At 74.0% G+C, this 21,033-nt stretch carries 15 protein-coding genes; 2 read left to right on the top strand and 13 right to left on the bottom strand.

Annotation, left to right across the window (positions count from 1 at the left end; genetic code table 11):
* Window positions 1–12: 12 nt before the first annotated feature.
* From dprE2 to pgfA (TBIS_RS04040), 4 genes are read right to left on the bottom strand one after another with little or no spacing between them, the layout of a single operon-like run.
* Complete coding sequence (gene dprE2 / locus TBIS_RS04055; protein ID WP_013131070.1) at window positions 13–762, bottom strand: decaprenylphospho-beta-D-erythro-pentofuranosid-2-ulose 2-reductase; 750 nt, start codon at window positions 760–762, stop codon at window positions 13–15.
* Entirely contained in the window at window positions 759–2,123 is a 1,365-nt protein-coding gene (dprE1, locus tag TBIS_RS04050) for a decaprenylphosphoryl-beta-D-ribose oxidase (RefSeq protein ID WP_013131069.1), read from the bottom strand. The genes dprE2 and dprE1 overlap by 4 nt, the downstream gene beginning before the upstream one ends.
* A complete protein-coding gene (locus TBIS_RS04045) occupies window positions 2,120–3,046 on the bottom strand; it encodes a decaprenyl-phosphate phosphoribosyltransferase (protein WP_013131068.1) in 927 nt (308 codons plus the stop codon). Before TBIS_RS04045 ends, dprE1 begins: the two co-directional genes overlap by 4 nt.
* Before the next feature lie 32 nt (window positions 3,047–3,078).
* A complete protein-coding gene (gene pgfA / locus TBIS_RS04040) occupies window positions 3,079–3,987 on the bottom strand; it encodes a cell envelope lipid trafficking protein PgfA (protein WP_241019863.1) in 909 nt (302 codons plus the stop codon).
* A 199-nt stretch (window positions 3,988–4,186) separates the two neighbouring features.
* Here pgfA (TBIS_RS04040) and TBIS_RS04035 point away from each other — a divergent pair, with 199 nt between their 5' ends.
* Window positions 4,187–5,491: an acyltransferase family protein gene (locus tag TBIS_RS04035; RefSeq protein WP_013131066.1), complete on the top strand. Its 1,305-nt coding sequence runs from the start codon at window positions 4,187–4,189 to the stop codon at window positions 5,489–5,491.
* Here the strand turns inward: TBIS_RS04035 and TBIS_RS04030 are convergent.
* On the bottom strand, window positions 5,436–7,472 hold the full coding sequence (locus TBIS_RS04030) for a hypothetical protein (protein WP_013131065.1): 2,037 nt from the start codon (window positions 7,470–7,472) through the stop codon (window positions 5,436–5,438). The two genes, TBIS_RS04035 and TBIS_RS04030, sit on opposite strands and share 56 nt — an antisense overlap.
* A gap of 98 nt (window positions 7,473–7,570) precedes the next feature.
* On the opposite strand from TBIS_RS04030, the gene TBIS_RS04025 reads away from it, so the two are divergent.
* A complete protein-coding gene (locus TBIS_RS04025) occupies window positions 7,571–8,308 on the top strand; it encodes a class I SAM-dependent methyltransferase (protein ID WP_013131064.1) in 738 nt (245 codons plus the stop codon).
* Here the strand turns inward: TBIS_RS04025 and pgfA (TBIS_RS04020) are convergent.
* The 8 genes from pgfA (TBIS_RS04020) to TBIS_RS03990 form a co-directional block, all read right to left on the bottom strand.
* A complete protein-coding gene (gene pgfA, locus TBIS_RS04020; protein WP_013131063.1) occupies window positions 8,249–9,241 on the bottom strand; it encodes a cell envelope lipid trafficking protein PgfA in 993 nt (330 codons plus the stop codon). The genes TBIS_RS04025 and pgfA (TBIS_RS04020) overlap by 60 nt on opposite strands.
* On the bottom strand, window positions 9,229–13,344 hold the full coding sequence (locus tag TBIS_RS04015; protein ID WP_013131062.1) for an alpha-(1->3)-arabinofuranosyltransferase: 4,116 nt from the start codon (window positions 13,342–13,344) through the stop codon (window positions 9,229–9,231). The genes pgfA (TBIS_RS04020) and TBIS_RS04015 overlap by 13 nt, the downstream gene beginning before the upstream one ends.
* A gap of 109 nt (window positions 13,345–13,453) precedes the next feature.
* Window positions 13,454–14,731 carry a glycosyltransferase family 4 protein gene (locus tag TBIS_RS04010; protein ID WP_013131061.1) on the bottom strand — a complete coding sequence of 426 codons (1,278 nt, stop codon included), beginning with the start codon at window positions 14,729–14,731 and terminating at the stop codon, window positions 13,454–13,456.
* A 216-nt stretch (window positions 14,732–14,947) separates the two neighbouring features.
* Complete coding sequence (locus tag TBIS_RS20025) at window positions 14,948–15,079, bottom strand: hypothetical protein (RefSeq protein WP_013131060.1); 132 nt, start codon at window positions 15,077–15,079, stop codon at window positions 14,948–14,950.
* A 143-nt stretch (window positions 15,080–15,222) separates the two neighbouring features.
* Window positions 15,223–16,725, bottom strand: coding sequence for an MmpA family trehalose lipid delivery protein (locus tag TBIS_RS04005; RefSeq protein ID WP_013131059.1), 1,503 nt, complete (start codon window positions 16,723–16,725; stop codon window positions 15,223–15,225).
* A gap of 120 nt (window positions 16,726–16,845) precedes the next feature.
* Window positions 16,846–19,056 carry an acyl-CoA dehydrogenase family protein gene (locus TBIS_RS04000; protein WP_013131058.1) on the bottom strand — a complete coding sequence of 737 codons (2,211 nt, stop codon included), beginning with the start codon at window positions 19,054–19,056 and terminating at the stop codon, window positions 16,846–16,848.
* A 60-nt stretch (window positions 19,057–19,116) separates the two neighbouring features.
* The gene (locus tag TBIS_RS03995) at window positions 19,117–19,944 is read right to left on the bottom strand and encodes a hypothetical protein (protein WP_013131057.1); all 828 of its coding nucleotides are present in this window, start codon (window positions 19,942–19,944) and stop codon (window positions 19,117–19,119) included.
* 508 nt (window positions 19,945–20,452) lie between these two features.
* Window positions 20,453–21,028, bottom strand: coding sequence for a hypothetical protein (locus TBIS_RS03990; RefSeq protein WP_050760428.1), 576 nt, complete (start codon window positions 21,026–21,028; stop codon window positions 20,453–20,455).
* Between the last annotated feature and the right edge of the window lie 5 nt (window positions 21,029–21,033).

The following is a 21,033-nucleotide window of genomic DNA, read 5'->3' as shown; positions in this document are numbered from 1 at the left end:
GGCGGCCGTCCGTCACCGGGGCAGGCGGCGCCAGGCCCATCCCGGCAGGTGCCGCATCACCGTGAAGATCGGGCCGAGCACGGCCGGCACCCACACCGTCCGCCGGCCGGAGGCGATCGCGCCGACCACGGCGTCGGCCACGGTGTCCACGGTCACGCTGAACGGCGCCGGCGTCATGCCCTGGGTCATCCGCCCGATCACGAACCCCGGCCGGACGATGAGCACCCGCACCCCGGTGCCGTGCAGGGAGTCGGCGAGCCCGCGGGCGAACCCGTCGAGCCCGGCCTTGGCCGAGCCGTACACGAAGTTCGCCTTGCGCACCCGCACGCCGGCCACGGAGGAGAGCACCACGAGCGTGCCGTGGCCCTGCTCCCGCAGCCGCCGGGCGGCGGCGAGGCCGACCGAGACGTGCCCGCCGAAGTTGACCGCGACGTCCCGGGCCGCGGCGACCGGGTCCTCCTCGTAGCGGGCCTGGTCGCCGAGCACGCCGAACGCCGGGATCACCACGTCCAGGTCGCCCAGCCTGGCGACCGCCTCGTCGATCAGGGCCGGGTGGGTCTCCGGCCGGGCCGCGTCGAACTCGGCGACGTGCACCTCGGCGCCGAGCGCGCGCAGCCGCTCCGCCGGGGCCGTGCCGCCGCGCGCCGCGAGCATGACCTTCCGGGCCCCGTTCCTGACCAGCCGCTCGACGATGGCGAGGCCGATCTCGCTCCGCCCGCCGAGCAGGAGCACCGAGTCCACCGAGCCGAGTGCGTTCCTCATGACCTTTCCGCCGCCGTGCCGTCGCAGAGCCCGAGCCTCCGGGCCAGATCGGAGGTGAACCGGCCCTCCGGGTCCACCCGCCGCTTGATCGCCAACCACTCCCCCAGCCGCGGGTAGGTGGCGGCCAGCATCTCGGCCGGCATGCGGGAGTCCTTCGCCAGGTAGAGCCGGCCGCCCGCCTCGGCCACCCAGGTGTCGAACCTCCGCAGCAGCCCGGCGAGCCCGGGCAGCCCGGCCGGGATGTCGAGCGCCAGCGTCCACCCCGGCATCGGGAAGGAGAGCATCCCATTCGTCCCCGGGCCGAGCCGCTTGAGCACGGTGAGGAACGAGGGCACCCGCTCGGCGGAGAGGGCGGCCACCACCCGGCGCAGCGTCTCCTCCGCGCCGAACGGCACCACGAACTGGTACTGGATGAACCCGCGCGGGCCGTAGAGCCGGTTCCAGCCCTCCACCCCGTCGAGCGGGTGGAAGAAGGACGCGATCCCCTGCACCACGCGCTTGCGGCGGGCGGGCGCCTTGCCGTACCAGACCGCGTTGAACGCGCGGATCGTCGCACGGTTGAGCAGGCCGCCCGGCACCCAGCCCGGCGCGGCGAGCCGGGGGCGGGGGTGGAAGGCGAGCGGGTCGCGGCGCAGCCGGGCGGGCAGGTCCTCCAGCCGGGCGTGCTCGCCGCTGGTGATGACGCTCCGGCCCATGGCGCGCCCCCGGGCGAGCAGGTCGATCCAGGCCACGGTGTAGCGGTGGCCGCGGTCCCGCGCCGTCATCGCCTCGAGGGTCTCGTCGAGGTCGCGCGTCCGCTCCACGTCCACCACCATCCACGCGGTCTCGATGGGGATGCACTGGAACGACGCCTCGACGATCACGCCGGTGAGGCCCATCCCGCCCACGGTGGCCCAGAACAGGTCGTCGCCCGGGCCGAGCACGTGCCGCGTGCCGTCCGCGGTGACCAGGGTGAGCGTGCGGAGGTGGGCCCCGAAGGACGAGTCGACGTGGTGGTTCTTGCCGTGGACGTCGGCGGCGATCGCCCCGCCCACGGTGACGTACCGGGTGCCGGGCGTGACCGGGACGAACCAGCCGCGCGGGACCAGCTCCAGCATGAGCTCGTGGAGGCTGAGCCCGGCCGACGCGGTCACCAGGCCGGTCGCGGGGTCGTGCGACCACGTGGGCGCGAGCCCCGTGCAGTCGAGCACCAGCCCGCCCGCGTTCTGCGCCGCGTCGCCGTACGCCCGGCCCAGGCCGCGCGCGACCACGCCGCGCGGCCCGGCCGCCCGGAGCTGCTCGGCGACCTCCTCGGCCGAGCGCGGCCGCCGCACCGTGGCCGGCGTCGGCGCGGTCCGTCCCCACCCGGTGAGCAGCGTCATGGCAGATAGATCCCGAGAACGAGCAGGAGCAGGGTCATGGCGGTGAAGACCTGGAGCGGGCGGTCCCGGAGGACGAGCTCCTCCGGTTCCTCGCCCTGGCCCCGTTCCACCAGAAGAGCATGCCGCAGGACCATGAGGACGAAGGGCACGAGGCTCGCCGCGAGGAACGCCTGCGCGGTGCCGGTGTGCTCCTGGAGGGCCCACAGGCCGTAGGTGACGATCACCGCGCCGGCGGACATGGCGCGGACGTGGGCGAGGTAGCCCGGGGTGTAGACGGCGAGCGTGGCCCGGGTGACCTCGCCGCCGTTCTGCGCGCGGAGCTCGGCGTCGCGCTTCCCGGCGACCAGGAGGAGCGACCCCAGCGACACCACCACGAGGAACCACCCGGTCACCGGGACGCCGACCGCGACCGCTCCCGCGAAGGCGCGGACCACCTGGCAGGCGGCGACGGCGACGAGGTCGACGACCGGCTGGTGCTTGAGCCAGTGGGTGTAGGCGAAGGTGAGCGCCAGGTAGCAGGCGACCACCAGGGCGAGCCGCCAGCCCGCGGCGAGCGCGATGAGCACGCCGAGCACGAGCAGGACGGTCCCGGCGATCCTGGCGAGCCGGACCGGCACGATCCCCGCCGCGATCGGCCGCAGCCGCTTGCGGGGGTGGAGCCGGTCGGCGGCCACGTCGGCCGCGTCGTTGAACAGGTACGTGCCGCTCGCCGCGCAGCAGAACGCGGCGACGGCGATGAGCGAGCCGCGCAGGCCGTCGGCGGTGGTGAGCACCCCCGCGGCAGCCGGCGCGGCCAGCACGAACCCGTTCTTCAGCCACTGCCGGGGGCGGCAGGCGCGCAGCAGCCCGGCGGCCACCGCGCCGAAGCCGCCTCCGGCCCGGGCCGTCTCACCCGGGGGTCTGGTCCCCGAGGCCAGGTGCACCCCGGCGCCCTCCGTGCTCAGCGCGTCCTCCGTCAGCGTGCGCCCCGCGACGCGCCCCGCAGGAAGACGAAACCCGCGACGAGCGCGATCAGGCCGAGGATCAGCGAGCTGAGCGGCAGGGTGGTCGTGATCAGCCGGATCTGGTCCGCGTTCGTCCGGGCGGTGCTGACGAGGTCGCGCACGGTCTCCGGGGTGTAGGTGAAGGTGCCGATCAGGGCCGGCATGCGGTCCACCCCGTCCGCGGTCCGGAGCATCTCCCGCCGCTCCTGCTGCTGCTTGACCGGCAGGCCGGTGATCGGGTCCACCCAGTACGTGATCGTCGCCTCGTACACCCGGCTGACCTGGATGTCACCGGGCTCGTCCATGCCGAGCACCGAGGCCGGCGCGGTGAGGGTCTCGGTGACCGTCGGCGGGACCTTCACCCGGAACTTGTAGACGTCCAGCCCTTCGATGACCTCCTCGCCCGCGAACTCGGCGTCGTACGCCTGCTTGGTCACCGGGTTGAAGACCTTGTAGGTCTTCTTCTCCACGCCGAAGGGGAACAGGAAGACCTGGCCCTCGATGGTGACGGGGGTCTTGTTCACGTTCACGCCGCAGCAGGTGACCCCGGTCCCGTCGTACTTGTTGAACGCGCTGCGGAACTCGAAGAAGTCGATGCCCGGCCGGTTGTTGGTCACGTCGTTGGTGGCCTGGAACTGGTCCCAGACCACGTGGTCGTCCTTGGCCTGGGACACGTCCCCCCGTACGGTGACCGTCACGTCGAGGTTGGCGTTGAGCACCTTCAGGTCGGCGATGCTGAAGTACTGCGCGTTCTCCGCGGTCAGTTTGATGATGTTGTACTGATCCGACGGCGCCTGCACGAGCCGGCCGGCGACGGGGAACCTGAGCAACGGCGCGAGTACGACGAGGAACGCCCCGATCGCTAAGAGGACCAGTCCCACACCGCGGCGCATAGCTCCTCCCGAAGGGCTGGGGGTTTACAACTTAATTGCCCTGAAACAAAGTTCTATTTCGCGATATGTTAACGACGGCAGTGACCTACGTCACGAGGGATGCAGAAAAGTGACCGAAACAGGTTCTAGCTCGTGGGCGGACCAGGGTGAGGTCGGGCCCCCGAGTCAACCCTCCGGTAATGGTGCCATGCCGCCGCACGCCGCCGTTCCGGTGGAGGTCCTCCGCCCGAGCCAGAGCCTGCCGCCCGGGGGCGTGACGCTCCCCACGGTCACCGGCCACCTGGACGCGCTCGACGGGATGCGGGCCATCGCCGCGTTCGCCGTCCTCGCGTTCCACGTCGCCATCGAGTCGGCCGCCGGGCTGCGGGACCACTTCTTCAGCGCCCTGCTCGCCCGGGGCGACGTGGCCGTGCCGGTCTTCTTCGTGCTCTCCGGCCTCCTGCTCTACCGCCCGTACGCCCAGGCCACGCTGCGCGGCTCCCCGCCGCCGGACACCCGGCTCTACCTGATCAAGCGGTGCCTGCGCATCCTCCCCGCCTACTGGATCGTCGTGGTCGTCGCCATGCTGCTCTGGGCGGACGAGCACCTCGGCGACCTCAAGACGTGGGCCGAGCTCCTCCTGCTCGTGCAGAACTACGAGCCCGACCCCTGGTGGTACGGCCTGGGCCCGCGCGGGCTCGCCCAGATGTGGAGCCTCTGCGTGGAGATGGCGTTCTACCTGGTGCTGCCGCTGCTCGCCGCGGCGCTCGCCGCGTACGCGCGGCGGGCCGGCGACGACGTGGGCGGCCGGGCGAGGCGGCTGCTCATCGGGCTGGCCGGGCTCGCCTCCATCTCGCTGCTCTGGGCGATCTTCACCTACTACCCGGTCTACCGGCCGAACCTCAACATGTGGCTCCCCCGGTCGATGGTGTACTTCGCCTGCGGCATGGCGATCGCCGTGGTGCTCGCCTGGGCGCGGGAGGACCCGGACGAGGACGGCCCGGCCCGGCGGTTCATCCGCGCGGCCAACGCCTCCGCCGGCTCCTTCCTGGCGGTCGCCGCGCTCGCCTACGCCGTGGCCGCCTCGCCGCTCACCGGGACCCGGTTCACCGGCGTGGACAGCGTCTGGGCCGACATCGCCGAGCTCCTGCTCTACGCCACCATCGCGGTCGGCCTGGTCGCCCCGGCCGCCCTGCTCACCTCGCCCACCGAAGGCGTGGCGCGGGTGGTCGAGCGGTTCCTCTCCAGCCGGGTGATGCGGTACTTCGGCCGGATCTCCTACGGCGTCTTCCTCTGGCAGTTCGTCGTCCTCTACCTCTGGTACGAGTTCACCGAGCAGCAGCCGTGGAGCGGCAACTTCGTGGGCAACCTCATCGCGATCACCGCGATCACGGTGCTGCTCGCCGACCTCACCTACCGGTACGTCGAGGAGCCGGCCCGCGGGCTGGTCCGCTTCTTCACGAAGCGGCCGGAACGGTCTGCGCAGACGCCTGCGGGGACCGCCGCCCGGTAGCGGGCGAGCGGCGCTCCGATGGGGACGCCGCCGGGGAGGCCGCCGGGGACGGCTCCGCCGTGGGGGCCGGCTGCCCCTGGGCCTTCCCCTGGTCCTGCCCGGCGGGCGGCTTCATCGGCACCGGGTCCCCGAAGGCGAACCCCTTGAGGCAGATCGGCGCCGCCGGGTCGTCGAGCCGGATCAGCAGGCCCTTGCCCGGCGCGGTGACCGGGAAGTGGAGCAGCCCGCTCTCGGTGGCCCGGAACGTGAGCCGGCCGCGGTACTCCCCGATCTCGTAGCTGCCGGTCACCGGCCGCTTCGCCGAGTACGCCAGGCCCGCGATCGGCCCGATGCCGCCGAAGGAGGGGACGTCGGGGAAGAAGATGGCGTCGCCGAGCAGCGGGAAGCAGGTGCGGCCCGGCGGGGGCACCCGGGCGATCACCGGCTGCACGCTCACCGGCACCAGCCTCCCCTTCTCGTCGAAGACCACCGCGTCCTCGGACGGCTCCGGCGCGCGCATCCGCTCCCGCAGGGTGGGCCGGGCGAGCGGGGCGAGCAGCCGGTGGCTGTAGCGGCGGTTGCCGTTCCACGGCAGCACGATGTCCTCGGGGAGCGGGCTCGAGTAGATCGGGGTGTCGTCGGGGGCCTTGGCCAGGGCCGCGCGGACGTTGGCGAGGTAGGCGCGGACCCGGTCCCCGGAGAGGGTGTCGCGGTAGTTCTGGATCGACACCGTGGCGGTGACCAGGTACACCCCGGCGACCACCCCGGCCGCGGCCGCCACCCCGCTCCCCGTGGGGAGCGGCCTGCGGTACGGCTCGGGCTCGCCCGGCTGCGGCAGGTAGGCGAGCGCGAGGCAGAGCGCGAACACGATCACCGCGTCGGCCACGTACCGGGTCTCGGCGCCGACGATCTGGGCGAGACCGGTCCCGCGGGCGATCGCGGTGGGGATGGCGTCCACCGCGATCAGGTACCCGGCCATGAGCACCCACGCCCGCCCGGCCCGCCGCCGGTGGATCAGCGAGCCGATCACGAGCGCGGCGATCACCGTCCACGCCACCGCGATGAGGAGGCCGCTCGGGTTGGCCATGCCGCCGGTGGGCGGCACCGGGCCCCAGGAGAGCGGCCCGCCCACGATGCCGGCGGGGAAGGTCGAGCCGAGCAGCTTGGTGACGAGGTCGAACGCGTCGCCCGGGTCGGGGATCGTGGCGCCCTCGCCGGGGGCGGTGTCCCGCCGGGAGAGGTAGAGGGCGGTGTACCCGGCGATGAGCAGCAGGTACGCGCCCCAGAGCCGCCAGTGCTGCCGGGCCTCCCGGAGCATGAGCCCGATCCAGCCGCCCGCCCAGCGGCGGAGGAACCCGGTGGTCACGGCGAACAGCACGAACGGGACGAACACCCCCTTGGTGCTGAACGCCATCGCGAAGAGCACCCACAGGAAGGCCCGGCGGGCGTACTTGGCCTGGCCCTCCCGGACGTACCGGACCTGCGCGCTGAGCGCCATGACCATGCCGAGCTGGAGCGGCACCGCGTTGATCGCCGCCGACCACCAGCCGAACGCGGGGAAGGTGAGCGGCGAGAACAGGGCGATCGCGAGCGGGATGAGGATGCCGGGCCGCACGCCGAAGAGCCGGACCAGCAGCCGCAGCGTCATCACCGAGACGAGGACCTGCGCGGCGAAGGTCACCGAGGCGACCAGCGCCCAGTTGTACGCGGAGATCCGGGCGAGCACCCAGGTGAGCGCGAGCGCGCCGGGCATGAGGTGGCCCTTGTGCACCCGGAACATGAAGTCGAAGGTGAGCCCGCTCTCGTACGCGTCGCCCTGGAACAGGAAGTCGTCCTCGACGAAGTACGAGCCGAGCAGGATGGGGATCCGCAGCCCGAGCGCGAGCAGGATGAGCAGCACCGCCACGGCGATGACGGGGTGCGCGAGGCCGGCGAGCCATCGGGGCAGGGTGATGGTGAGGGTGGTCCCTTCCGCACCCCGGTTCTCCGCGACCTGTGTCATGCCGACCTCCCTACGCCGATCGTCGTGGGCTGTGCACGGCCTCCACGTTTATTGGACGAAGTGTTAAGGTACGGCGCACCCGGACGAAGGGAGTCGCCGTGCAGACCGAGCCCTTCCGCGCAGATCTGGCTCGCTCGATCCGGCTGTTCCGCGCGTTCCGCAAGGAGCAGACCGATCCGGACTACTTCTACGGCCTGCTCGCCAGGGACACGGTGGCCCAGCTCGGCACGTACACCGACCTGAACGGGGCGCTCGTCGCCGACGTCGGCGGCGGCCCCGGGTACTTCACCGAGGTGCTGCGCGCCGCCGGCGCCCGCGCGATCTGCATCGACTGCGACGCCGGGGAGATGAGCGCGCGCACCGGTGTCATCCCGGACGGCTCCGTGCTCGGCAGCGCCCTGGACCTGCCGCTGCGGACCGGGTCGGTCGACGTGTGCTTCTCCTCCAACGTGCTCGAGCACGTGCCCGACCCGTGGCGCATGGCGGAGGAGATGGTCCGGGTGACCAAGCCGGGCGGGATCATCTACCTGTCGTTCACCAATTGGCTCTCGCCCTGGGGCGGGCACGAGACCTCCCCTTGGCACTACCTCGGCGGCCGCTTCGCCGCGCGCCGGTATGAGCGCCGGTACGGCAGGCCGCCCAAGAACCTGTACGGCACGACGCTGTTCCCGGTCTCGGTGTCCAAGGCCCTGGCATGGGCGAGGCGCCGGCCGGACGTGGAGCTGATCGACGCCCGGCCGCGCTACCACCCTCGTTGGGCGACCGCGGTGGTCCATCTACCCGGCGTCCGCGAGTTCGTGACCTGGAACCTGCTGCTCGTGCTGCGCCGCCGCTGACCGCCGTACCGCGCGGGCGGCGCGCAGCCCCACCAGCACCGCGGCGAGCAGGCCGCCGATCCCGAGGCACAGCGCCGGGACCACGTCGCGCACGAGCTGCGCCCACCGCCGCCACCGCAGCGCCTCCTCGGCCAGGGCGCGCACGTCCCCCTCGGAGGTGACGAGCTCCGCCTGGAGGCTGGTCTGCCGCTCCACCTGGTCGGGGGTGCGCAGCGTGTCGTGGCGGCGCAGCAGCGTCTTCACGATCAGGCCGCTCTCCGGCTCCACCCACAGGGTCCGGTCGACCTCGGTGTACCTGGCCACGGTGATCCTCCGCCAGGACGGCAGCCCGACCGACCGCCCGGGGACCGGGTCGGGCAGGTCCTCGATCTTCACCGGGCCCACCCGGTAGGTGTACCGGTAGGTCTCCACGCCGGCGACGGTCTCCGTCCCGTCGAAGCGCAGCCGCACCTCCTGCTTCACCAGGGGCTCGTACATCGGGTACCCCTGGGGCCGGGCGCCGAAGGGCAGGCGGAACGCGAGCCCGCGCTGCGCCGCCGCCGGGTCGGAGTCGACGTAGCCCTCGCAGCAGTCGACGATCATCCCGGTCCGCCGGTCGAAGGCGGTGCGGCGCTCGTGGTAGTCGATGCGCTCCCCCTGCTCGGTCTCCAGGGAGGAGGCCTCCGTCCACACGGCCACCCGGTCGTCGCCGGCGGCGGGGTCGCCGAGGAGGGTGACCGTCTGCACCACGGGCACGCCGGCCCGCAGCTCGTACGTGGTGGTGTCGAGGTAGACGGCCGAGGACGCCTCGAGCCGGTAGGTCCGGTTCTGCTCGAGCGGGAGCACCAGGGTCGCCGGGTAGACGTAGTAGCGCAGCAGCACGGCCGCCGTGATCATGAACGCGATCGCGGTGACGATGAGCAGGTCGCGCACCACCCGGTTCAGCCGGACCATCGCGCCTCCTCCCGGTCGCCCAGCACGGCGGCGAGCACGGCGAGCGTCCCGGCGCAGAGGAGCTGCGCGGCCATGCCGTGCCCGAGCGCCTGGGCCACGCCCGCCGCGGCGAGCAGCACGGCGAGCAGCCAGGCCGAGGAGACGCGCCGGGCGATCCACCGCAGCCGCGTCGGGCCGGCGTGCCGGGCGTCGAGGATCCGCCGCTGCCACCGGACCAGCAGGAGCACGGCGACCGCCACGGCCGCGCCGGCGAGCCACGCGCTCCACAGGCCGGCGGCCACCGCCGCCGCCCACATCAGCACCGTGGACGCCCGGCCCGGGCCCACCGCGCCGGGGGACGGCCGCCGGCGCGCGGGGATCAGGGCGAGGGCGAGCACGAGGAGCGCGGCCGCGGCCCCGCCGGCGAACGCGGCCCGGTACGGCGCGTCGGGTTCGTAGCGCAGCACGACCTCGCCGCCGCCCGCGGGCAGCTCCCACGCCTGCCGCCACCCGTCGAGCCGCACCGGGGTGAGCCGCTCGCCGTTGAGGTAGGCCTGCCACCCGGCGTTGGCGTTCTCGTTCACCACGAGGTAGGCGGGCTCGTCCGCCGTGACGCGCAGCCGGCGCTCGTCCGGGCCCCAGGAGAGCACCTTCGCCGGGGTCATCTTCACCCGGCCGGTCCGCTCGGCCGCGGCGTCGTCGGTCCGCAGCGCGACCGACTCGACCCGGAAGGCGTCGGTCGCCGCCACGCTCACCCTGGTCCGGCCCTCGGAGAGCCGGATGGGCGCGCACCCGGCGAAGGTCAGCGGGCGGCCGTTGAGCACGTCGTTGAGGGTGCCGTCCACGATCCTGGTCGGCACCGCGTTGCCGTCCACCCACAGGGTCGGCCCGTACCCGCACGGGAGCCGCAGCGGGAAGCCGCCGAGCGCGCCGAGCGGCTTGACCCCGGGGATGCGGAGCTCGGCCACCTGGAGCGACCGGGACGCCGGCGCGGTGAACTCGATCGCCAGCCGCCTCGCCCGCATCGCCGGGAACCGGACCCTGCCGTCCTTGCCCACCCAGCCCTGCACGGTCCGCGTCCCCGCGCGCACGGTGACCTTGACCGGCGGCTGGCCGAGGAAGGTGTCCGGGAACAGCACCTGGATCTGGTCGAACCGGTGGACCTTCCCCAGGTCGATGTAGAGCGTGGGGCGCCGGTCGAACGGCTGGGCGTACCAGAGGGTCTTCACGTCGCCGTCCATCGCCTGGCGGCCCAGCACGGCCGGGTGGTCGGTGACCGTGGACGACCCGCCGACGTGGGGGAAGAGCGACGGCAGCGAGGTGAGCAGGTCGGCGGAGCGCGGGTCGGTGAGGACGGCCTTGCCGCTCACCGTGCGGACCTCGTCCCGGGTGACCGGGAAGAGCCGGTCGAAGCCGTAGCGGTCCTCACCGTGGATCTGGAGCTGGGCGTTGCAGGTCCAGGTCGCCGAGCCGCGCATGCAGGCGGCGGCGTGGCCCTGCTTGGTGAGGAGCACGGTCCCCGGCGAGTCCTTGGCCGACGCGGGCAGCGCGATGGTCCGCACCGCCGAGACGCCCGGGACCCGGACCTCCAGGATCCCGACGCGGGTGCCGAAGCTCGACTTCGGCGCGTACGCGAGCTTGGTGATCCGGATGCGCAGCCAGGAGGTGGGGCCGGTGACCGGGCGCAGCCGCTGCAGGGCGTCGGTCTGCTGCACGGCCGCGCGCCGGGTGCCGCGCTCGGTCTCCACCGCGACCTCGGCCACGGGCGGGCCGATCGCGGACATCTCGAACGCCACCTCGAACTCGTGCAGGTCGACGGGCCCGGTGAAGCGGACCTCGAGCCACTCCCCCACGGCGCCCTTCCACCCGTCGGAGCGCCACCCGGTGCGCAGGTCCCCGTCGAGCGCCGCGTACGGCAGGCGCCCCGGGTCCCGCGCGGACGCGCTCGCGTCGATGGAGCCGTCCGAGGAGGAGGCGATCACCTCCTTGACGTCGAGGTACCGCGCGGTCGACATGGCCCCGGTCCACTTCGGGTCGAGCAGGTCGGTGGTCTTCGGCCGCTCCTCGTCGGTGAGCGTGGCCGACGTGCTGCGCCGCACGTCCCCGAAGATCAGGTCCCGCTTGCGCAGGGTGTCGGTGAGCACGGTGTCCGCGCTGGAGATCTTCTCGGCGCCCGGCTCGTCGCCCAGGAGGATCGGCCGGTCGTCGGTGAGCAGCCCTTGCTCGGCCATGGCGAGCACGGCCTCGGGCGCGCCCTCCACGTGGAGCGCGTCCTCGCGGGGGACCGTGCCGGCGACCGGGGCGGCGCCGGGGACCCGGTAGACCTCGAGCGCCGGGTAGGGCTGGTCGAGCCAGCCGGAGGCGGTGACGCTGCTGAGCTGCCCGACCAGCGGCCCGAACTCGGCGGTCCGGGTCAGGCCGGAGTCCTCGAGCGCCTGGTGGATCCGGGCCGGCCAGGCGGTGCCGATCTTCTCGCGGTCGATGTCGTTGCGGATGAGCAGGTGGGTGACGCCGATGCGGCGCAGCACCGCGGTGAGGCCGGGCGAGCCCCGCCCGTTGGCGAACCGCTCGTCGATCGCCTGGATCAGCCGGGCGATGCCGGGCGACCCCCAGGGGACGTTGGTGTGCGTGGCCCACCGGACCTTGAGCAGCGACTGCATGGGCTCGTCGAGCGGCCGGCCCCACAGGTACTCGCCCCGCGCCGCGCCCGGCATGACGAGCACCATGCCGGAGCCGACGTTGCGGTTGAGCCAGGTGGCGGCCTCCCGCCAGTACATCGGGATGTCGGGGAACGCCCCGCTGGGCGTCACCCCGCCGGTCGCCACCGGCACCAGGGTCAGGGTGAGCAGCCCGGCCGACACCGCCATCGCGGGCTTGCGGACGCGCACCGGCCCGGCGGTGGGCAGGGCGGCGATGCCGAGCGCGATGGGCAGCCGCACCAGCGCGTCGAACTTGTGGAGGTTGCGGAGCGGGGCGAGCGGGCCGTCGAACAGGGCGCGCACCTGCTCGGCCCAGGGGTGGGCGAGGTCGTGGACGTGCCCCGCGGTGATCACGAACACGCCGGTGAGCACGCAGAGCGCGAGGAAGGCGCGCTCGGGGGTGCCGCGCCGTACCGCGCCGGTGAGGCCGAGCGCGGCGACCAGGGCGGTCGCCACGACGAGCCAGGGGACGGTGGCCTGGTCGAACGCGGCCGGGATCCACGGCTTGCCGTCCACCGGGAGGAACGAGATCCAGCTCGACGTGCCGCGCAGCACGTTGATGAGCGAGGTGACCCCGGTGGTGGCCGAGGCGGTCTCGATGAACGGCAGGAACGAGAAGATGTAGCCGCCGAGCAGGAGCAGGGGGATCAGCCACCACAGGGTCACGGCCCCGGTGAGCACCAGCCACCAGGCGAGGAGCCGCCACTTGCGGGGCCCGTTCCTCCGGGTGATCAGGTAGAGGAAGGGGGCCGGGAGCACCGCGAGCTCGGCCGCGGCGTTCACCCCGCCGGCGAAGAGGAAGGCGACCGCGGAGAGCGCGGCCGCCCGCCGCGGGCTCAGCCGCCCCTGCGCGCCGTGCACCAGCGGCAGCAGGATCCACGGCAGTACGGCCGAGGGCAGGAACTCGGAGGAGTTGACGCCGATCAGCGCGAGCGCGTGCGGGGCGAGCGCGTAGGCGAGGCCGCCGAGGATCCGGGTGTTCGGGGTCCCGATGTTCAGGGCCCTGGCGAGCCGCTCCGTCCCGACGAAGGCGGCGCAGAGCACGAGCGACATCCACAGCCGCTGGATGTCCCAGGCGGGCATGTCCAGCGTGTGGAAGAGCAGGTAGAACGGGCCCATCGGGAAGAGGTAGCCGTACGCCTGGTTCTGCAGGTGCCCGAAGTAGGCCGGGTCCCACAGGTGGAGCGCACGGGAGAGGAAGCCCGCCGGGTCGATCGCCAGGTCGAGCTTGGTCTCCGGGATGAGCATCCCGGGCGCCGAGTTGAAGGCGATCGCGGCGAGGAGGAGGCATGCCGCCACCATCCGGAGCCGGTGCCGCAGGGTGGACGCCTCCCGGCGCGCCGGACCGGCCTGCCCGGCGGCGGGCTCGCGCAGATCCGCCGCGGTGAGCCGGGTACGCTCCTGGCTCCTCGTCGATCCGGTCACGGCCACGCCTCGCCGGCCCCCTCGCTCAACCACATGCCCGCAACGCTGCCTTGACGGCGGACGTGGACGGGCGGTGGCGCGGTTCCGCCGGGCGCCCGTCCGGTCGCGCTCAGGACTTCTCTCTAGACGTTTCGTCCAATTTCGCGGTGATCAGAGCGGCTATCGTAGCGCCGGTCTTACCCCAGGTGAACTCCTGGGCCCACATCCGGCAAGCCCGGGACATGCGCTCGCGCACCTGGGGGTCGGAGAGCTCCTCCAGCGCCCGGTCCACCACGTCGGCGAGCCGCTCCCCCTCCTTGACCAGCCAGCCGGTGACGCCGTCCCGCACCGAGTCGCGCAGCCCGGGGACGTCGTAGGCGACCGTGGGGATCCCGAGCGCCGCGGCCTCGATCACGGTGAGGCCCCAGCCCTCGAACTCGGACGCGGTGACGTTGAGCCGGGCGCCGCTGACGATCGCGTTCTTCTCCGCCTCGGGGAGGTAGCCGTGGAGGTGCACCCGCCCGGCCACGTCGGGCCGGCGGGCCCGCTCGGCGAGCCGGTCGTACTCGGGTCCGCGGCCGACCACGTGCACGTGGAGCCCCGGGCGCTTGGCCGCGAGCTCGGCGGCGAGCTCCACCACCCGGTCCACGTGCTTGTGGCCGACGAGCCGGCCGACGTAGACGATGGCGGGGTCGCCGCTCACCGGGAGGGAGGCGATCGGGCGGACCGCCGGGCTGCCGTTGTGGACCACCTCGATCGGGGCGAGCCACCGGAGCCGCTCGCGCAGCTCCCGCTTGGAGGACTCGGAGATCGTGACCGTGGTGCGCTTGCGGTAGAGCAGCCGGGCGACCGGCCCTTCGATGAAGCACCCGATCCGGGCCAGCCACCGGGGGAAGAAGGCGTAGAACTGCAGTCGGTGCACGTGGTGCACGACGCAGATGATCCTGGTCCGGCGGCGCAGGACGAGCGGGGTGAAGAACGGGATGCCGTTCATGCAGTCGATCGCCGCGTCGATCCGCCGGCGCCGGAGGAGCAGCCAGAGCGGGACGAGCAGGTAGACCAGGTAGCGGTTGCCCATCCGGCGGAGCTCGATGCCGTCGCGGCGCTCCGCCCGCGGCTGGCCGGGCTCCCGGCTGGTGAGGAAGTAGACGGTCGCGCCCTGGCCGACCAGGTACGACGCGACCTGCCAGGCGAAGACCTCCGCGCCTCCGGCGACGGTCTGGGACGGCTCGCGGAAGTTGCACAGGGCCACCGTGAGGCCGCGCAGCGGGGCGTCGGGCCCGGCCGCGTGCCCCGCGTCCGCATCGCCGTGGCCTGGGGCGAGCGTGGGCCGTTGGCGTTGCTCTGGGGGAGGTTCGGGGGGAGAGGCGAGATTGGGCGGCGCTGCCTTCGCACCCGGTGCGACCACGACCGACTCCTTTGGCTGGCGCGTACGGCGCGACACCTGCGGGGGAAACGCGGGCAGGGACGGATCAAGGCATGGCTGAGCCATGCCTTGAACAAGCTGTGTGCCGCCGCTCTCGGCCGCCGGTCGTCAGGTACGGCCGGCGCGGATCCCGCGGGGGACGTGCGGCGGATGGGATCCGGGATGAGACTCGGCCCCGCTCCTAACGGATCAGAGGGCTCACCGCGTGCCGTAGTTATAGAGCGGCTTGTTCGGTGGCTCCGGAGCCGGGGCGGCCACGTTCACCACGGCCACCGACGCCACGCCGGCGAGAACGGCGCCCACCGCCAAAGCGGCGACCACTCTCAACACGGGCTCCTCCTCCCTTCCACGGTGCGAGCATGTGGACCCGAGACTAGAACGTGATTCACGTCACTGACTATAGCGTTAGTCAAAACGTGACCCATGAAGCTACCGCATGGTAGCCAAACTGACCAGTCCCCGCGGTGACCTGCTCAAAGACGGAGCAGGAGCAGCTCCTCACCGCTCCATGCCACCCGGGCGCCGGGGACTTGTGACAGAAACCGGTTCTTGTCAAGTCCCGCGACAAGGACATAGCGCACGCCGGCGTCGCGCAGCGCGGCGGTGAGCGGCCCGCCCCGCGCCAGCAGCGCCCCGATCCGCCGCGCCTCCGGGTCCTCCGGCGCGACCCGGATCGGGCCCTCGGCCGTGCCCACGATCAGGGTGTCGTCCCACAGCACCCGGCGGGCGAAGAGCTTGGTCGCCGGATCGAGCACCACCCGGCCGCCGTTCCACTCGAACGCCCGGTAGGCCCCCCACGGGAGCGAGACGAGCGCCCCGGGCGCCGGATCCCGGTTCACGATCCGCTGGACCGTCCGCCACTCCGCCGGGTACTCGACGGCGGCGAGCCGGCCGAACGCGCCGAGCGCGAACGTCGGCAGGACGAGCACGGGCACGGCGGCCACCGCCACCGCCATCCGGCCCAGCCGGGAGGCGGCCGCGGCGAGCCCGAGCGCCTCGGCGAGGGCGAGCGGCGCGATGAAGAGCTGGCCGTCCCGGAGCGTCCCGAACCCGGCCCACCACTCGATCAGGGTGCGGAGCGCGCCGGGCGCGAACGCCCCGGTGCAGGCGATGAGCAGCCCGGCCGCCGCGGCGAGCCCCAGCCCGCGGGCGGCCGGCCACCCCGCCCGCACCGTGCCCGCGAAGCCGGCGAGCGCGACCGCGGTGACGACGAGGCGGACGGTGGCGATCGCCCACCAGCCCTGGCCGGGGACCTCCGCCTCGGCGTTCCACACGCCGCCCAGCATGAGCAGGCTGCCGAGCGTGCCGAACGGCCCGTCCGCGCGCGGCGCGAAGGCGGCCACGCCCGCCGGGTCGGTCTCCGCCGTGGCCCGCAGCGCCGGGATCAGCCAGGGCAGGCTGAACAGCGCGATCGCACCGCCGGCGGTGGCGAGGCGGCGCGCCCCGGCCAGCGCGCTCACCGGGAGCACGGCGAGCGCGGTGATGAGCATGGCCTTGAAGCCGCCGGCGGCCGCGGGAAGGAGCGCGAGCAGCAGGCGCGGCACGCCGCCGCGGGCCGCCGCCCGCACCGCCCAGGGCAGCCCGGCGTACCCGAGCAGCAGGGCCCAGTGCCCCAGCAGCAGCCGCTGGGCGAGGTAGGCGTTCCAGGCGTAGCACGCGGCCGCCACGAGGCGCGGCCCGGTCCGGCCGCCCGGCACGAGCGCCGCCGCCCCGGAGGCGGCGAGCACGAACACGCCGAGCAGGATCAGCTTCTGCACGGCCTCCGCGGGCAGCACCGCGGACAGCAGCGCCACCACCTGGTCGCTCGGCACGGCGCGGGGGAACGCCCCGCCGGGCTCGGCGCGCAGCGGCGGGTCCGGCACGAAGACCATGTCGTACCGGAGCACGAACCCCGGCCCGAGCGCCGGCCCGAGTGCCAGCACGCCGAGCGCCAGCCCGAGCAGGGCGGGCAGGAGCCGATGGAGGCGCTGCGGCATGCCGTACAGGCTATGGGGCGGCCCCGGGCCGCGCGGACCCGGGAGCCGCCCACGCGCCGGACGGCCGCCCGGTCACCGGCCCGGGCCGCCGTCCGGTCCCGTGCCTGAGCCGCCGCCCGGTTACTTGCCCGGCTCCGGGTCGCGCGGCAGGCCGAGCAGGCGCTCGCCGATGATGTTGAGCTGCACCTCGGTGGTGCCGCCGTAGATGGTCATCGCCCGGGTGGCGAGCACGGCCCGGTTCCAGTAGCCGGCGTCGCCGAGCCTGGCGTCGGCCGCGGCGACCGCGTCCGGGCCGAGCAGGTTCACCGCAACCTCGGCCACGTGCTGCGCGTGCGTGGTGGAGACGAGCTTCCGCACCGACGCGTCGGCGCCCGGCTCGGTGCCGGCGAGCTGCTTGAGGGTGACCCGCAGCGCGAGCGCGTTGATCGAGTGGGCCTCGCAGACCACCCGCGCCACGTCCTGCCGCTCGACCGGGGTGAGCTCACGGCCGAGCCGGCGCACCAGGCCGAGCAGGTCGGGCACGGACGATCCGGTGCCGCCCGAGCCGGAGGAGAGCGACACCCGCTCGTTGGAGAGCGTGTTCCGCGCCACCCGCCAGCCGTCGTTCACCTCGCCGACGACCATGTCGTCGGGCACGAACACGTCGTCGAAGAAGACCTCGTTGAACAGGGTCTCCCCGGTCATCTCGACCAGCGGGCGCACCGTGATCCCCGGGGACTTCATGTTCACGAGGAAGTACGTGATGCCGTCGTGCTTGGGCTTGGACGGGTCGGTGCGGGCGATGCAGATGCCCCACTCGGCGTACTGCGCGAACGAGGTCCAGATCTTCTGGCCGTTGAGCTTCCAGCCGCCCTCGACCTTCTCGGCCTTGAGCTGCAGCGAGGCCAGGTCGGAACCGGCGCCCGGCTCGGAGAAGAGCTGGCACCAGACCATCTCGCCGCTGAGCGTGGGCGGCAGGAACCGCTCCTGCTGCTCGGGCGTGCCGTACACCGCGATCGACGGCACCACCCAGGCCCCGATGATCAGCTGCGGCGGCTTGATCTTCGCCGCCCGGAGCTCCTGGTGGATGAGCACCTGCTCGAGCGGGGAGGCGTCGCGGCCCCACGGCCGGGGCAGGTGCGGCATGACGAAGCCGGCCTTGGCCAGCGCGCGGCGCTGCTCGACCCCCTCGAGCTTCGCGATCTCGGCGAGCTCGGCGCGGATGGTCTCGCGCAGCGCCTCCGCCTCCTCGGGGAGCTCGATCTTCATCTCCCGGGTGACGCCCTGGAGCGCGAGCTCGGCGACCCGCTCGGACCACTCGGCCGACCGGCCGAGCGCGGCCCGGATGGTGAGGGCGCGCCGGTAGTAGAGGTGCGCGTCGTGCTCGAAGGTGTACCCGATGCCGCCGAAGGTCTGGATCGCGTCCTTGGCGCACCGGACCGCGGCGTCCGGGGCGATCACGCCGGCGATCGCGGCCGCGTACTCCCGCTCCGCGCCGCCGGTGGCGCGGGCGGCGTCCCACACCGTGGCCCGCGCCTGCTCCAGCGCCACGAGCATCCAGGCGAGCTTGTGCTTGATGCCCTGGAACTGCCCGATCGGGCGGCCGAACTGGACCCGCACCTTGGCGTAGTCGGCCGCGGACCGGACGCACCAGGCGGCGACCCCGACGGCGTCGGCGCCGAACAGGATCGCGGCGAGGTTGCGCACCTCGGTCCGGTCGAGGCCGGTCAGGACGCGCTCGGCGGGTACGGCGAGGCCGTCGACCTCCACCTTCGCCACCCCGCGGGTGAGGTCGAGCGGCCGGACCGGGGTGATCGTGGCCTGGGCGGCGTCGATCGCCACCCACTCCTCTCCCCCGTCGGCCGACACGGGCAGCACGAGGACGTCGGCGACGCCGCCGCCGATCACGGGCTCAGCGGTACCGCTGATCTTGAGCTCGCCGCCCTCGCGGACCCCGCGGATCGATCCGGTGAGGGCGACCGCGCCGATCAGTGAGCCGTCGGCGAGGCCGGGCAGCAGTTGCTCCTTCGCCTTCGCCTCCGAGGCGGCGATCGCCGCGCTGGCGAAGACGGTCGGCACGTACGGACCCGGCGCGACCCGCTCGGCGAGCGCCTCGATCACGACCGCCGTCTCGAGCAGGCCGTACCCGGAGCCGCCGTGCTCCTCGGGGATGTGCAGGCCGAGCAGGCCCTGTTCGGCGAGGCCGGTCCAGAACGCGGGGCGCTTCTCCTCCGCCGACTCCGTGAGCGCGCCGACGACGCCGCGCACCGCCTCGGCCGGGATCGTGCGCTCCGCCCATCCGAGCACCGACTCCCGGAGTGCTCGGTGCTCCTCGCTGAGCCCTATCGCCATTGCTCCTCCACCGCGAGACAGGCTAATAGAACTTTATTCTAGAGGAAAATTCAAACGGCGCTAGAGCGGACGGAGCGTCGATATCAAGGTGTTCAGATCGCGGTAGAGCTCCGGGCGATCGTCGGGAACGGTGGCGAAGAGCAGCGCCGGCCGCGCCCGGCCGGTACCGACCACGGCCACGATCGCCTCGGACGAGCGCGTCTCGCCGTCGACGCGGTAGCTGACCCGGTAGCCGAGCAGCCAGCCCGTGCCCTGCGGCACCGGCTGCGAGGCGGTCCAGGTCACCCGGGCGCCCTGCGGCTGGTAGCGCAGCGTCCACCGCACGGCGCGCAGCGCCATCGCCTGGTACGCCTGGGGGGTGGTGAGCCTCCCCGGCGCCGGGCCGGGCAGCGGCCTGGACCCGATGAGCGCGAACGGCCGCCGGACCGGGCCGGCCATCTGGGTGCAGGTGAACGCCTTGGGCCACGCCGACCGCCACGGCTCGCCGAACCTGGCGTAACCGATCCCCGCCTTCCGGTCCTCGATGGTCTCCACCACGGGTGTGCCCGGGCCGGGGCGGACGGGCAGCGGCGTGTTCTCCGGCAGCTTCGGGAGCGGCACCGCGGGGATCTGCGCCCCGGTGGGCGACGGCGACGGGCTCGCCGCGGGCGTCGCCCCGGCCGCCACGGGCGGAGGCTCCGGCCGGTCGGCGGAGAAGATCGAGAACGTGGCGAGCACCGCGCCGGCCGTCCCGAGCGCGACGAGGGCCGCGTAGCGGGCCCGGCGCCAGGAGCGACGCCGCTGCCGCCGGTCCTCCGCCGGACGGTCGCCGCCGTCCCGCCCGGAGGGCTCCGCCGGCTCGCCGGCCGGAGGCGGCGGCGCGACCCTGGGCAGGGGCATCGTGAGCATGGCCGGGTCCACGTGCGCGGCCGGATCTCCGGGTCCCGGTCCGGGGCCGGAGGGCGTGGCGCCGAGCGCGGGGAGCGGCGTCGTCGGAGGGTCGATCGGGCGGTTCGATCGATCAGCGGCTCCCTCTGCCATGACGGCAGCGTACGCGAGCCCGGGTCCGGCCGCATGGCCGCGCCCGCCGCGGGCCGGGAGGCTCACGGTCCGTGGCGGTCCGGGGACGCTCACGTGCCATCGCGTCCGGGCCGCTCGCACGCCGCCGGGCTCATCGCGGGCGGGCCAGGAGGCGTCGGGCGCCGTTCGCGGGCCGAGCGCCTCCCGTCGGCGCGCCGGCCGCGGGGTGCCCGGCGCGCCGGCCGGGCCTCCGCCGCCGGGGCCGGACGGACCACGCCGCCGGTCACAGGCATTCGATCCGGCGGGCGGCGCCGCCGGTCCAAGGCGTCGGATCCGGCGGGCGGCGCGCCGGGCCGCGGTCCCGGGGGCCGGCTGATCGGTTCCGGCGACGACGTGTTCAGTTCGGCGCCACCACCGCGGTGATCGCCACGGCCAGGGCGGTGTCGAGGACGACGCAGAACTCGGCCATCGAGCGGGGGACCAGCCGGCCGGTCCGGAGCAGGTGGACGTCGAGCGCGGCGTGGGCGAGCAGGCCGGCCGCGATCAGCAGGCCGCCGGTCTCGGCGCCGAGCAGCGGGCCGATCGCGGCGAGGCCGCCGACGACGGCGAAGAGCAGCGTCTGCAGCGGCAGGCCCCACAGCGGCCGGAACGCCCGGCGGGCCAGGCCGTACCCCAGCAGGGGGACGCCCAGCGCGAACAGCACCCAGGACGGTTGCACCCCCGGCAGCGCGGCGCGGGTGAGCACGATCACGGCGGCGGCCGCGAAGAACAGCGGCCACGCCGCGCCGGGCCTGCCCAGTGCCGCCGTGCCGAGGTAGATGACGAGGGCGGCGACCAGGATCGGGGCCGGTTCGAGCCCGGTCGTGATGCGGAAGACGTAGCCGGCGGCGAAGGCCAGGCCGGCCACCGTGGGCCATCGGCGGAAGAGCGCGCGGGCGCGCAGGCGGCCCGCGTTCGCCGCCTCGGTGCTCATGCCCG

It is taken from the genome of Thermobispora bispora DSM 43833, from assembly GCF_000092645.1.
Classification (GTDB): Bacteria; Actinomycetota; Actinomycetes; order Streptosporangiales; family Streptosporangiaceae; genus Thermobispora; species Thermobispora bispora.
Note: the sequence above shows the minus strand (reverse complement) of the source record. Positions and strands in the feature narration are given on the sequence as shown.